Annotated in this window: 12 protein-coding genes; 3 read left to right on the plus strand and 9 right to left on the minus strand. The window is 71.4% G+C overall.

Annotated features, from left to right (window positions below; genetic code table 11):
• The first annotated feature begins 7 nt into the window (after positions 1-7).
• Positions 8-934, plus strand: a complete 927-nt coding sequence (locus tag FB388_RS27395) for a 2-hydroxyacid dehydrogenase (protein WP_211362237.1) — start codon at positions 8-10, stop codon at positions 932-934.
• Between the two features lie 27 nt (positions 935-961).
• On the opposite strand, the gene FB388_RS40575 is transcribed toward FB388_RS27395, so the two are convergent.
• The 5 genes from FB388_RS40575 to FB388_RS27420 all read right to left on the minus strand — a co-directional run bounded on the left by FB388_RS40575 (position 962) and on the right by FB388_RS27420 (position 6798).
• Positions 962-2122 (minus strand): hypothetical protein, encoded by a 1161-nt coding sequence (locus FB388_RS40575; protein WP_246122453.1) that lies wholly within the window; start codon positions 2120-2122, stop codon positions 962-964.
• A gap of 623 nt (positions 2123-2745) precedes the next feature.
• A complete protein-coding gene (locus FB388_RS27405) occupies positions 2746-3027 on the minus strand; it encodes a hypothetical protein (protein WP_142105010.1) in 282 nt (93 codons plus the stop codon).
• Positions 3028-3041: 14 nt separating this feature from the next.
• Positions 3042-4355 carry an ABC transporter permease gene (locus tag FB388_RS27410; RefSeq protein WP_142105011.1) on the minus strand — a complete coding sequence of 438 codons (1314 nt, stop codon included), beginning with the start codon at positions 4353-4355 and terminating at the stop codon, positions 3042-3044.
• Positions 4352-5053, minus strand: a complete 702-nt coding sequence (locus tag FB388_RS27415) for an ABC transporter ATP-binding protein (RefSeq protein ID WP_142106330.1) — start codon at positions 5051-5053, stop codon at positions 4352-4354. Before FB388_RS27415 ends, FB388_RS27410 begins: the two co-directional genes overlap by 4 nt.
• Entirely contained in the window at positions 5053-6798 is a 1746-nt protein-coding gene (locus FB388_RS27420) for an HlyD family efflux transporter periplasmic adaptor subunit (RefSeq protein ID WP_142105012.1), read from the minus strand. Before FB388_RS27420 ends, FB388_RS27415 begins: the two co-directional genes overlap by 1 nt.
• 252 nt (positions 6799-7050) lie before the next feature.
• Here FB388_RS27420 and FB388_RS27425 point away from each other — a divergent pair, with 252 nt between their 5' ends.
• Positions 7051-7449, plus strand: coding sequence for a VOC family protein (locus FB388_RS27425; RefSeq protein WP_142105013.1), 399 nt, complete (start codon positions 7051-7053; stop codon positions 7447-7449).
• A gap of 31 nt (positions 7450-7480) precedes the next feature.
• Positions 7481-7642, plus strand: a complete 162-nt coding sequence (locus FB388_RS27430) for a DUF4351 domain-containing protein (RefSeq protein ID WP_142105014.1) — start codon at positions 7481-7483, stop codon at positions 7640-7642.
• Between the two features lie 54 nt (positions 7643-7696).
• Here FB388_RS27430 and FB388_RS27435 read toward each other — a convergent pair whose 3' ends face one another.
• From FB388_RS27435 to FB388_RS27450, 4 genes are read right to left on the minus strand one after another with little or no spacing between them, the layout of a single operon-like run.
• On the minus strand, positions 7697-9505 hold the full coding sequence (locus FB388_RS27435; RefSeq protein WP_142105015.1) for an IlvD/Edd family dehydratase: 1809 nt from the start codon (positions 9503-9505) through the stop codon (positions 7697-7699).
• The gene (locus tag FB388_RS27440; RefSeq protein WP_211362239.1) at positions 9502-10290 is read right to left on the minus strand and encodes an SDR family NAD(P)-dependent oxidoreductase; all 789 of its coding nucleotides are present in this window, start codon (positions 10288-10290) and stop codon (positions 9502-9504) included. The genes FB388_RS27435 and FB388_RS27440 overlap by 4 nt, the downstream gene beginning before the upstream one ends.
• Entirely contained in the window at positions 10266-11798 is a 1533-nt protein-coding gene (locus FB388_RS27445) for a UxaA family hydrolase (RefSeq protein ID WP_142105016.1), read from the minus strand. Before FB388_RS27445 ends, FB388_RS27440 begins: the two co-directional genes overlap by 25 nt.
• A gap of 28 nt (positions 11799-11826) precedes the next feature.
• Positions 11827-13134, minus strand: a complete 1308-nt coding sequence (locus FB388_RS27450) for a nickel pincer cofactor-dependent isomerase, group 22 (protein ID WP_142105017.1) — start codon at positions 13132-13134, stop codon at positions 11827-11829.
• Between the last annotated feature and the right edge of the window lie 26 nt (positions 13135-13160).

Raw genomic sequence — 13160 nt, forward strand, 5'->3', positions numbered from 1 at the left:
CGTCCTGATGCCAGTCCCCATGCACGACGTGGTCGTCGAGGGCTGCGAGGAACGTTTCGAGCTGCTGCGGCTGTGGGAAGCCGCCGACCCCGACGCGCTGCTCGCCGAACGCGGTGCGGACGTTCGGGGTCTCGCCGTCGGAGGCCATCGGCGCATCGACGCCACCCTCTTCGATCGGCTTCCCAACCTGCAGATCGTGGCGAACTTCGGCGTCGGGTACGACAGCGTGGACGTGGACGCCGCCAGTGAGCGGGGGGTGATCGTCACCAACACCCCCGGAGTGCTGGACGACGAGGTCGCCGACACCGCCGTCGCACTGCTCCTGATGACCGTCCGGGAGCTGGCGCAGGCCGAGCGGTACCTGCGCGCGGGCCGGTGGGCGGCCGAGGGCACCTACCCGCTCACGGACCTGACCGTCACCGGCCGCAGGCTGGGCATCCTCGGCCTCGGCCGGATCGGCGAGGCGATCGCGCGGCGCGCCGAGCCCTTCGGGATGACGGTTGGCTACCACAACCGCAGCGAGAAGGACGTCCCGTACCGCTACTACCCGTCGCTCCTGGAGATGGCGCGCGACGTCGACACGCTGATGGTCGTCGTGCCCGGCAACGCCGCCACCCGCCACCTCGTCGACGCCGAGGTGCTGGAGGCGCTCGGCCCCGACGGCGTGCTCGTCAACATCGGGCGCGGCACGGTGGTCGACGAGGTCGCCCTCATCGGGGCGCTGAAGACGCGCACGATCCGCGCGGCGGGCCTCGACGTGTACGAGGACGAGCCGAACGTCCCGCAGGAGCTGATCGACCTCGACAACGCCGTGCTGCTCCCCCACGTCGGGTCGGCGAGCAAGCCCACGCGGCGGGCCATGGGGCAGCTGGTGGTCGACAACCTGACGAGCTGGTTCACCGAGGGCCGAGCCCTCACCCCGGTCAACGGCTGAACTCGATCGTGCGGCCGGGCGGCCGCACTACGGGCCGCCACGCCCCTGCTGCTCGACGCACCTCCTCACGCTGGGGTCGTAGACGAAGCCGTCGTCACACACCGGTCGAGTGCCCGCTGGGGCGGGCCTGGTCCTGCCCTGCTCCTGCTTGGCCCGCTCGGCCTTCTCCCGCGCGGCCTGCTCGGCCTTCTCCCGCTTCGCCGCCTCGGCCTTCTCGGCCTTCTCCCGCGCGGCCTGCTCGGCCTTCTCCCGCTTCGCCGCTTCAGCCTTCTCCCGCGCGGCCTGCTCGGCCTTCTCCCGCTTCGCCGCTTCAGCCTTCTCCCGCGCGGCCTGCTCGGCCTTCTCCCGCTTCGCCGCCTCTGCCTTCTCCCGCGCGGCCTGCTCGGCCTTCTCCCGCTTCGCCGCCTCTGCCTTCTCCCGCGCGGCCTGCTCGGCCTTCTCCCGCTTCGCCGCCTCGGCCTTCTCCCGCGCGGCCTGCTCGGCCTTCTCCCGCTTCGCCGCCTCAGCCTTCTCCCGCTCCGCCGCCTCAGCCCTCTCCCGCGCGGCCGCCTCAGCCCTCTCCCGCTCCGCCGCCGCAGCCCTCTCCCGCTCGGCCTGCTCGGCCTTCTCCCGCTCGGCCGCCTCGGCCTTCTCCCGCTCGGCCCGCTCGGCCCTCTCCCGCTCGGCCCGCTCGGCCTTCTCCCGCTCCGCCGCCTCAGCCTTCTCCCGCTCCGCCGCCTCAGCCTTCTCCCGCTCCGCCGCCTCAGCCTTCTCCCGCTCCGCCGCCTCGGCCTTCTCCCGCTCGGCCCGCTCAGCCCTCTCCCGCGCGGCCACCGCAGCCTTCTCCCGCTCGGCCGCCTCAGCCCTCTCCCGCTCGGCCACCGCAGCCTTCTCCCGCGCGGCCCGCTCAGCCCTCTCCCGCTTGGCCTGCTCCCGCTCCGCCGCCTCGGCCTTCTCCCGCTCGGCCCGCTCAGCCCTCTCCCGCTGGGCCGCCTCGGCCTTCTCCCGCTCGGCCGCCTCAGCCTTCTCCCGCTCCGCCGCCTCGGCCTTCTCCCGCTCGGCCCGCTCAGCCCTCTCCCGCGCGGCCACCGCAGCCTTCTCCCGCTCGGCCCGCTCAGCCCTCTCCCGCTTGGCCTGCTCCCGCTCGGCGACCTCCTCGGCCCGGGCGCAGCCGCTGCCGTTGTCGGTTGACAGACTGATCCAAACCATGCCGTTCGGGCAGGAATCCGCTTCGCTCTCGTTCTCGGGCGACGCGGGGCTCTGCTCGGTTTCGGTGTTCTGCCCGAGCGACGGTCCTGCCGGATCCTCGCGCGGATGATCCTGGGAGTCCTCGGCGTCGACTACCCGATCGTTCGGTAGATACGGCTCGGCCGCTGCAGCGACGGGCGGGTTGAGGTCCTGCTCGGGGCGTGGGGTCTCCAGGAAGGATGCGATCACCACACCACTGCTACAAGCGACAGCGACGCCGACGAGGGTGGCCATGACCCGACGGCCGGTCTTCGTGCCGCGCCCCGTTGCCCAGCTCAGCAAGTGCTGGTGCCGCCGATGCCTAGACCCTCTGTGCATCACGCCTCCCCGAGGTCACGCTGGTCGACGACGTGTCCGGGAGGACAACGAGGGACCGACCGTTGGGTGCACCCCTCCCAGGGAATTCGAGCCATGCCCCTCCCGCACGACGCGACCGTGCCGCCGGCTTCCAGTCTGCGACAGGCAACGCACGGATGTCACGAACCGAGTGGCGCTGCTCTGCCCGCCACCCGCACACGTCTCGGGCACACACGCCAGACGTGTTTCCGGAATCGCGGTCGTGTGTGCGGGCCACCGCACTCGATTCAGCCCCCTCCGCCCTGCGGCCCGGCTCGGCGCACGCCCCCACCCTGGGCGGGCGGTACGACCTGATTCTCGGTTCCCGACCCGCCGGTGACCGTGGTCGGTGCGTTCCCGCCGCCGACGGCACGCTGGGTCAGGACGCCGCCGGCGAACCCGAGCACGACCAGCAGCGCGGCCACCAACGCGAGGGTGAGCCTGCTGGTCTGCTTCGATCGGTCCCAGCCCGCTTCGAACAGATCGTCGTACGGATCGTCACGAGGCTCGTCGTGTGGCAGGGACTCCATCGGCTCCATCGACTTCATTCGTATCGGAGGGCGGTGATCGGTTTCATGGCCGCGGCCTTGTTCGCGGGGTAGAAGCCGAAGAACAGCCCGATCGCCACGGACGCGGCGAAGGCGAGCACCACCGAGAACGGGGCGACGATCAGCTGGAAACCGCCGATCGACAGCGAACCGACCGCAACTCCGATGCCGATTCCGAGCAGGCCGCCTGCCACGGAGAGCATCGTGGCCTCGAGCAGGAACTGACCGACGATGTCGGCCTTCTGCGCACCGACCGCTTTCCGGATGCCGATCTCGCGCGTCCGTTCCGTCACGGTGACGAGCATGATGTTCATGACCCCGATCCCGCCCACCAGGAGTGAGATGCCGGCCACCGCTCCGAGCAGCAACGTGAAGGTCGCGTTGACCTGCGAGACCGCCTCGAGGATGGACGTGGGGCTGGAGATCGAGAAGTCCGGGACCTTCGTGCCGTGGCGCGCGTTCAGGATGGCGGTGACCTCCGCGGTGGCCACCGGCACTCCCTCCGCGGCCGCGGCCTTCACCGAGATGCTGGAGAGCGGCCCGTAGCCGGTGAGGGTGTCCTGCACCGCCGTCATCGGCGCGAGCACGCGGTCGTCCTGGTCCTGCGGTCCGCTGCTGCCCTTCGCGGTCAGCAGGCCGACCACCTGGAACGTCACACCGTTCAGCTGGATCGGCCGCCCCACGATCGCGCGCTCGTCACCGCCGGCCAGCGCGGTGGCGACGGTGGCCCCGACCAGCGCAACGCGGTTGCGCGCGAGGTAGTCGGAGTCGGTGAACACCTCGCCTTCCCGCACCGTGTCGTCGTGGTTGACGAGGTAGCTCGGGGTGGTGCCGGTCAGGGTGCCGACCTCGTGCGACGCACCCTCGTAGGTGGCGGTCACCGCGCTCGCCGTCACCACCGGCGCCACCGACGCGACGGTCGGCGCCAACTCGGGGTCCACGAGCGCCTCGGCGTCCCCGAGGGTCAGCTGCGGGGCGCGGATCTCGGTGCCGCGGTCGGTCTCCGTCGGTTGCGCGGCTCCTCCCTGCGGCGCGGCGGGACGCGGTCCACCACCCACGAACACGCCTCCGCCGATCCGCATACCGCCGCGGCCGCCGGAACCCTGGCCCGTCTCGGGCGTGATGGTCAGCGTGTTGCTGCCCAGCGCGCTGATCGACGCCGTGGTGGCGGCGCTCGCCCCGGTGCCGGCGGCCACGAGGATGATCACCGCGGCAACGCCGATGACGATGCCCGACATCGTCAGCGCCGAGCGCAGCTTGTTCGCCAGCACCCCGGCCACGGCGAACTGCAGGCTCTGCCCGATGTTCACGACGCCACCGCCGGGGTCACCCGCTCGTCCGAGACGATCCGGCCGTCGCGCATGTGGAGCACCCGCCTGGCACGCTGCGCGACCTGCTCCTCGTGGGTGATCACCACGAGGGTCCGGCCGTCCGCGTTGAGGTCCTCGAAGAGCGCCAGCACCTCGTCCGTGCTGCGGCTGTCGAGGGCCCCCGTCGGCTCGTCGGCCAGCAGCAGGACCGGATCGGTCGCGATCGCGCGGGCGATCGCCACCCGCTGCTGTTGCCCACCGGACAGCTCGGACGGGCGGTGGTGCACCCGCTCGGCGAGCCCCACCTGCTCCAGCGCCCGCAACGCCCGACGTCGCCGCTCCGGTTTGCGGACGCGCGCGTAGGCCATCGGCAGCTCGACGTTGCGCAGGGCGGTGGTGCGCGGGATCAGGTTGAACGACTGGAAGACGAACCCGATCTTCCGGTTGCGGATCAGGGCCTGCTGGCGCTCGTCGAGCCGGCGGGTGTCCACGCCGTCGAGGGCGTAGCGGCCCCGGGTCGGGGAGTCGAGGCAGCCGATGATGTTCATCAGCGTCGACTTCCCGGAGCCCGACGCCCCCATCACCGCGACGTAGTCGCCGCGCTCCACCACGAGGTCGACCCCGTCCACCGCACGAACCACCGTGTCGTCGCTGCCGTAGATCTTCGCGACTCCCCGCAGCTCGATGACCGGCCGCATCACCGGCCACCCGTCCTGGGGAAGCCGGCGCCGGAGCCACCGGTCACGACGTTCGGCGTCGGCAGCACCAGGACGTCGCCCTCCGAGACCCCGCTGACGATCTCGGTCTCGGCCGGGCCCGACACCCCGATCCGGACGGGTACGACGCTGTCGACGCCGTTGCGGCGCACCGTCACCGTGCTCCGGTTGCCGGTCGTCGTGATCGCCTGCGTCGGCGCCTTCAGCACGCGGGTTGCGGTGCCGGTCGTGATCGACACGTTGGCGGTGGCCCCGACCCCGACGCCGGGCGGAGCGGACGTCAGCGAGATCGTGACCGGGTAGAGCACGACGTCGTTCGACACGGTGCTCTGCGGATCCTTCCGGGTGACCGTGCCGGTCGCGGTCGTCTCGTTCGCCGGGAACGAGATCGTCGCCTGCTGGCCGAGCTCGAGCTTCGCCGCGTCGGCCTCCGGGATCTCCGCGGTCACGGCGAGCTCGCTGAGGTTGGCGATCACGATGAACCCGTCGCCCGCCGAGGCCGCCGCATCCGAGGCCGCCGAGTCGCTGTCACCGCCGCTGTCACCGCCGGATCCGGAGTCGTCAGAGCCCTGCCCGTTGGTGAACTCGCCCGCCTCGCCGTTGACGGCGAGCACGACCCCGCCCTGCGGCGCCTTCAGCGCGGTCTCGTCGACGGCCCGGCGCGCGGTGTCGACGTCGACCTGCGCGCTGTCCACCGTGGCCTGCGCCTGTGCGATCTCCTCCGGCGTCTGCGGGTGCGCGTTCTTCTCCGCGGTCAGCTTCGCCGCGGTGACGTCACCCTCGGCCTTCGTCACCGCCTGCTTGTTGGTCTCGATCGTCGTCCCGCCCTTCAGCAGGGTGTCCGCCCTGGCCTGTTCCGCCTCCGTGACGGCCTGCCGGTCCTGGTCGAGGGTCGACTCCCGGGTCTGCTCGGCCGTCGTCACCGCCTGCTCGTCGGCCAGCAGCACCGCGTCGCGGGTGTTCTCGGCGTTCTTGGTGGCGAGCTGCGCCGACGCGCAGCTGCTGGAGTCCTCGTCGTCGGCCTCCGTGATCGAGCTCCCGCTGCCGCACGCCGCCCGCTCCTGCGCCTCGGCCTGCGCGACGAGGGTCTTCTGGGTCTTGGTGTCGGCCTCGAGCTTGTCCTCGGCGTTCTCGATGGCCATGGCGGTCGACTCGTCGTCGTTCGCCAGCCGGGTCTTGGCGTTGTCGATCGCCGACTGCGTCGCGGCGCGATCGAGCTGGAGCTGCTTCTCCGCAGCCGTGACGGCCGCGCGGGCGTTGTCGAGGGCCTGCTCGGCCTGGGTGATCGCGAGCTTGTCCTGCTGGGTCTGCACACCCGTGGGCCCGGCCCGCGCCTGGTCGAGGGCGGCGTGCGCGCCCGCGAGCTGGGCCTCCGCGGTACGCAGCTCCGCCTGGGCGTCGGCGTCGTCGATCGTGGCCAACGTCTGGCCGAGCGTGACCGTGTCACCGGGCTCGACCTGCACCGACGTGACGGTGCCCGACCCCTTGAAACCGACCGGCGTGCGCAACGACGACTCGGCGTTGCCGCTTCCTGTGACGAGCGCCGTCACGTCACCACGCGTGACCGCCGCCGTGCGGACGACCGGAGCGTCCCCGCCCGGGTTCGTGATCACCAGGACCGTCGCCACGATCGCCACGACCAGCAGCAGGAGCAGCCCGAGGTTCAACCAGCGCGCACGCGCCCACTCCCACGCCGCCGAGAGTTTCCCGTCACCCGCTCTCGCCATGATGTCCTTTCGCGCATTTATGGGAATGCGCTTTGAAGGAGCTGTGAGAACGCTATGAAAGCCCCCCTGATGCGCATTTCAGCAATACGGGACGATAGCTGGGAGAAATTGCGACCGATAGCGGGGGGTCATTCACGCTGTGCGGCGGGTGCCGTCCGCGCAGAGCCCGATCAGCGAGCAGAACGGCCCACGGCCGGCGCACTGTCCGGTTCATTCATGACGGCGCCCGCCCACCTGGCCTAGGGTCCGGCCATGGCAGCGTTGACATCGGCAGTCGTCCAGATCTTCGCCAAGGACGTCCGGCGCTCGATCGAGTTCTACCGCCTGCTGGGCCTGGCGGTTCCGGAGCCGGGTGCCCCCGACCCGCACGTCGACGTGGAGCTCCCCGGCGGCAACCGGCTGTCCTTCGACGCCGAGGAGACGATCACCGGCATGCACCCGGAGTGGAGCCCTCCCGACACCGCCGGTCGGGTCGCGCTCGCCTTCGGGCTCGGCTCACCCACCGAGGTGGACGCGATGTTCGAACGCCTCACGACGGCCGGGCACCCCGGCCCGCTGCCGCCCTACGACGCGCCATGGGGGCAGCGCTACGCCACCGTCCTCGACCCGGACGGCAACATCGTGGACCTGTTCGCCCCGCTCGACGGCTGAACCCGGCTGAGACACCACTCCACGGGCTCGCCTGGCCGGCGGCGCCGAGCCGCTCGTGCGGCTGCTCAGCCGCAAGTTCGGACCACTGCCCGCCGGTGTGCGAAAGCGGATCGATGCCGCATCGTCGGACCGGCTCGAAGTCTGGTCGGACCGGATGCTCGACGCCCCGACGCTGGACGAGGTGTTCGACTGAGCAGGTCGTGAGTGGATACGCGCGCTGTGGCGCACGTATCCACTCGCGAGACGGTCAGTGGTTGTCGCGCGGCAGCCCCTTCGACGCCACCCGCTGGTAGGCCACCGCCGGCTTGAGCACCATGCCGCCCGACAGCTGGTCGACCATGCCGCGCTGGATCTCCTGCCACGGCGTCTGCGACGCGGGGATCGGGTATCCGCCGCCGTCCTCCAGCCGCTTGCGGCGTTCGGCCAGCTCCTCGTCGGGCACGAGCATGTCGGCGGTGCCGGCGTTCAGGTCGATGCGCACCCGGTCGCCGGTCTGCAGGATCGCCAGGCCGCCGCCCGCTGCCGCCTCGGGGGAGGCGTTGAGGATCGACGGCGAGCCGGACGTGCCCGACTGGCGGCCGTCGCCGATGCACGGCAGCGCGTGCACCCCACGCTTGATCAGCTCGGCGGGTGGCTGCATGTTCACGACCTCGGCCGCGCCCGGGTAGCCGAGCGGGCCCGCGCCGCGCATGAACAGCAGGCAGTCCTCGTCGATCTTGAGGTCGGGGTCCTCGATGCGGTGGTGGTAGTCCTCGGGGCCGTCGAAGACGACCGCGCGGCCCTCCAGGACGTTCGGGTGCTCCGGGTCGGACAGGTAGCGCTCCCGGAACTCCTGCGAGATCACGCTCGTCTTCATGATCGCGCAGTCGAAGAGGTTGCCCTTCAGCACGAGGAACCCGGCGTCGCCCTGGAGCGCGTTGTCGAACGTGCGGATCACGTCGCGGTCGGTGGCCACCGAGTCGCGGCAGTTCTCGCCGATCGTCCGCCCGTTGACGGTGGGCGCGCCCTCCCGGATGAGGCCGTGCTGCATCAGCTCGTGGACGACCGCGGGCACGCCGCCCGCCCGGTAGAACTCCTCACCGAGGTACTTGCCGGCCGGCTGCAGGTCGACGATCAGCGGGACGGTGAGCCCCAGCCGCTGCCATTCGTCCATCGGCAGGTCGACGCCCATGTGCCGGGCGACGGCCGTGATGTGGATCGGCGCGTTGGTGGAGCCGCCGATCGCCGAGTTGACGATGATCGCGTTCTCGAACGCCTCCCGCGTCATCACGTCGGACGGCTTGAGGTCCTCGTGCACCATCTCCACGATCCGCCGCCCGGTGAGGTAGGCGTTGCGGGCGCGGTCGCGGTGCGGGGCGGGGATCGCCGACGAGCCGGGCAGGCTCATCCCGAGCGTCTCGGCGAGCGCGTTCATCGTGGACGCGGTGCCCATCGTGTTGCAGTGGCCGGGCGAGGGCGCCGACGAGGCCACCATCTCCACGAACTCGGCCTGGTCGATCTCCTCGGCGGCCAGCATCTCGCGGGCCTTCCAAACGATCGTGCCGGAGCCCGTGCGCTCGCCGTTGTACCAGCCGTTGAGCATCGGGCCGCCGGACAGCACGATCGCCGGGATGTCGACGGTGGCCGCGGCCATCAGGCAGGCCGGGGTGGTCTTGTCGCAGCCGGTGGTGAGCACCACGCCGTCGAGCGGGTAGCCGTGCAGCACCTCGACCAGGCCGAGGTAGGCGAGGTTGCGGTCGATGGCCGCGGTGGGGCGCTTGCCCGTCTCCTGGATCGGGTGCACCGGGAACTCGAACGCGATCGCGCCCATCTCCCGGATGCCCTCGCGCACGCGGTCGGCGAGCACCAGGTGGTGGCGGTTGCACGGCGAGAGGTCCGAGCCGGTCTGCGCGATCCCGATGATCGGCTTGCCGGACTGCAGCTCGTCGCGGGTCAGGCCCCAGTTCATGTACCGCTCGATGTAGAGCGCGGTCATTCCGGGGTTCTCGGGGTTGTCGAACCACGCCTGGCTGCGCAGGCGGCGACCCCCGTCGGTGGTGTCGGAGTTCTGTGTCATGGGGTGAGCTGACCGCCGTTGATCTCGATGACCTGTCCGGTGACGTACCCGCTCATGGCGGGCGATGCGAGGTAGAGGACCGTGCCGACGCACTCCTCGGGAGTGCCGGCGCGGCCCATGGGGATGGTGGCCACCATCCCGTCCATCTGCTGCTGCGAGGTGTGCCGGTCGTGGAACGGGGTGACGATGATGCCCGGCGCGACCCCGTTGACCCGGATCCCGTCGCGGGCGAGCTCCTTGGCCAGCCCGCGGGTGAACGTGCTGACCGCGCCCTTGCTCGTCGCGTACGCAACCGACCCGCCCGCCCCGCCGGTGCGGGCCGCGATCGAGGTGATGTTCACGATCGACCCGCCGCCATTACTCCGCATGACCGGGATGACCTGGCGGGAGGCGGCGAACACCGACGTGATGTTGAGGTCCATGACGCGGGCGAAGTGCTCGTCGGTCATCTCCGCGATCGGGGTGCGGCCGAGCAGGTCCCCCGCGTTGTTGACGAGCACGTCGATCCGCCCGTGGGCGGCCGCGACCTCGTCGACGAGCCGCGTGGCACCCGCCGCGGACGACAGGTCGGCGGAGACGACCGACGCGGCGCCGCCCGCCTCGTGGATGGCGCCCGCGGTCTTCTCCGCGCCCTCGCGGTTGTGCCCGTAGTGCACGACGACGTGCGCACCGTGGCGGCCGAAGCCTTCCGCGACGGCCGCGCCGATCCCGCTGCCCGCTCCCGTGACCAGGACGACCTGCCCGGTGAAGTCCAGCACCGTCACATCACCGCCCCGAGCTGCCACGGCACGAACTCCTCCTGGCCGAATCCCAGCTCCTCGCTGAACGTCTTGCGCCCGGACGCGGTGTCGAGGATGAACTGGAACAGCCGCTCCCCCACCGCCTCGACCGACTCGCCTTCGGAGAGGATCACGCCGCAGTTGACGTCCATGTCGCCGGACATCCGCTCGTACATCTCGGTGTTCGTGGCGAGCTTGATGCTCGGCGTCGGCTTGGTGCCCAGCACGGAGCCGCGCCCGGTGGTGAAGCACATGACGGTGGCGCCACCGGCCACGATCCCGGTGACGGACACCGGGTCGTAGCCGGGCGTGTCCATGAACGTGAAGCCCTTGGCGGTGACCCGCTCCGCGTACTTGTAGACGCCCGTGAGGTTCGTCGTGCCGCCCTTGGCGACGGCGCCGAGCGACTTCTCCAGGATCGTGGTGAGCCCGCCCGCCTTGTTGCCGGGCGACGGGTTGTTGTCCATCGACCCGTTGTTCTTCGCGGTGTACTCCTCCCACCACTTGATCCGCTCGACGAGCTTCTCGGCGATCTCCGGGCTGACCGCGCGGCGGGTGAGCAGGTGCTCGGCGCCGTAGATCTCCGGGGTCTCGCCGAGCACGGCGGTGCCGCCGTGGCGCACGAGGATGTCGACGGCCGCACCCAGCGCGGGGTTGGCGGTGATGCCGGAGTAGGCGTCGGAGCCGCCGCAGTTGAGGCCGAGCACGAGCTCGCTCACCGGGACGGTCTGGCGGGTGACCTCGTTGGCCTGCGGCAGCATCGCCTTGAGGGCCTCGACGCCCGCGCGGACGGTTGCGACGGTGCCGCCCTGCTCCTGGATGGTCATGGTGGCGACCGGCCGGGACGGGTCGAGCCGCCAGCCCTCGGACACGCCGCGGATCTGGTTGACCTCGCAGCCCAGCCCCAGCATGAGGAACCCGGCGAAGTTGGGGTGCTCGGCGTAGCCGGCGAGGGTGCGGCGCAGCACCGCGATGCCCTCGCCGTCGTCGGCCATCCCGCAGCCGGTGCCGTGGGTGAGCGCGACGACGCCGTCGACGTTCGGGAACTCGTCGAGCAGGCCGGGCCTGCGGAACTGGTCGGCGATCATCTTCGCCGCCGTGGCGGAGCAGTTGACCGACGTCAGGATGCCCAGGTAGTTGCGCGTGGCGACCTTGCCGTCCGGCCGCACGATGCCCTGGAACGTGGCGCGCTCGGACTCGGGCACGAACCGCGTCTCGGTGACGTCGGCGCCCACGGCGTAGTCGCGCTCGAACGCCCGGAACTCGACGTTGTGGGTGTGCACGTGGTCGCCTGGCTCGATCGGCCGGGTGGCGAACCCGATGATCTGGTTGTACTTGCGGACCGGCTCACCCTCCGCGATGGCTGCGACGGCGACCTTGTGTCCGCGCGGGATGGCACGTCGTGCGGGCACACCGCCCACCACCGTGCCCTCGGGTATCTCGCTTGCGGCCACCACCACGTTGTCGGCGGCGTGCAGGCGCACGCCGAGATCGTCTGTGGACGGTGCGGTCATCAGTACTCCCATGTGGTGGATGAGGGCGTCAGTCCCACTTCAACAGCTCTCCGTCCGCGCCGAACTCCATCGGGACGGCATCGCCGGTGATCTCGACGTCCGGGTGCTCGTCGACGGTGTGGCGCAGCGACTCGGACACCAGCAGGTGCTCGAGGTCGAGCGTGTTGCGCATGCGGACGAGGGTGACGGCACCTGCGTCGGCCACCCCGCAGGTGGCGATGGCGGCGGCGATCGTGTCGCGGTCGGTGGCGAACGCCATCGGGATCTGCGCGCGCTGCGGGCCGCCGAGGCCCGAGGTCATCGCGTTGATGTAGACGCTGCGCAGGTCGATCCGCTCCAGCAGCCGGAACGGCACGAAGTCGGCCAGCCCGAGCCCGACGGCGTTGCCGTGGGATGCGTCGCTGACGTCCAGCACCGCGATGTTGCGGATGCGCGGGCCCTCGAACTCGGCGCTGCCGCGGATCATCATCCGGCCGATGACGTTGGTGTCCATCCCGGCGCCGGAGAAGTTCTTGCCCATCTCGTCGATCACGGCCACGTCGATGTCGTCGAACGGGATCCGGGCCATGCGGCGCTTGGCGTCGACGAGCAGCGCGGCCTCGGCGGGCCCGGCGATCTCGGCCGCGTCGAGCAGCTCGATGCGGGCAGCGCGGTCGTAGGCGTTCTCGACGATCGCCAGTCCCCCAAGGATCTTGCCGGTGTCGACGATCCGGCGCGCCACCTTCGGGATCCAGTCCGCGAGGTTGGCCGGGCCGAACCGGTGGATGCCTTCGGCGCCGCGCTGCTTGCCCAGCCCGATCGCCACGATCTTGGCGATGCCGCTCTCGACGTCGCCCTGGAAGTCGGTGTGGGCCTTGACCCGGTTGATCGCGAGGATGCCGTCGGCCTTCGCGGCGTTGGCGTCGAGGTGCACGGCCGGGCCGTCGGGCAGGCGGTCCAGCTCGACGGTCTCCATCGTCGCGCGGATCGGCATGCCCACGGTCTGCTCGGTGATCCCGAGGTCGCCGAGCAGCTCCACCTGACCCTCGGCGGTGGCGCCGCCGTGCGAGCCCATCGCGGGCACCACGAACGGCTCGGCGCCCGCCGCGCGCAGCCATTCGCCGGCGGCCCGCACCACCGCGGGCTTGTCGTGGATGCCGCGGCTGCCCGCGGTGATCGCCACCGTCATGCCGGGGCGGATCCGGGCCCGCAGCGGCTCGAGGGCGTGCGCGGTGGCAGCTGCGACGTCCGCCACCTGCTCCGGATCGAAGCGCTGCCGCACCGGCAGTAGGCGCGGGAACGGCACGTCGTAGGTCAGGCTCCGGACGGCCTCGAACGGCCCGAGGTGTGTGCTCACGACGACGTACCCCCTTGTGCGCGGCC

It is taken from the genome of Pseudonocardia cypriaca (genome assembly GCF_006717045.1).
GTDB classification, from domain to species: domain Bacteria; phylum Actinomycetota; class Actinomycetes; order Mycobacteriales; family Pseudonocardiaceae; genus Pseudonocardia; species Pseudonocardia cypriaca.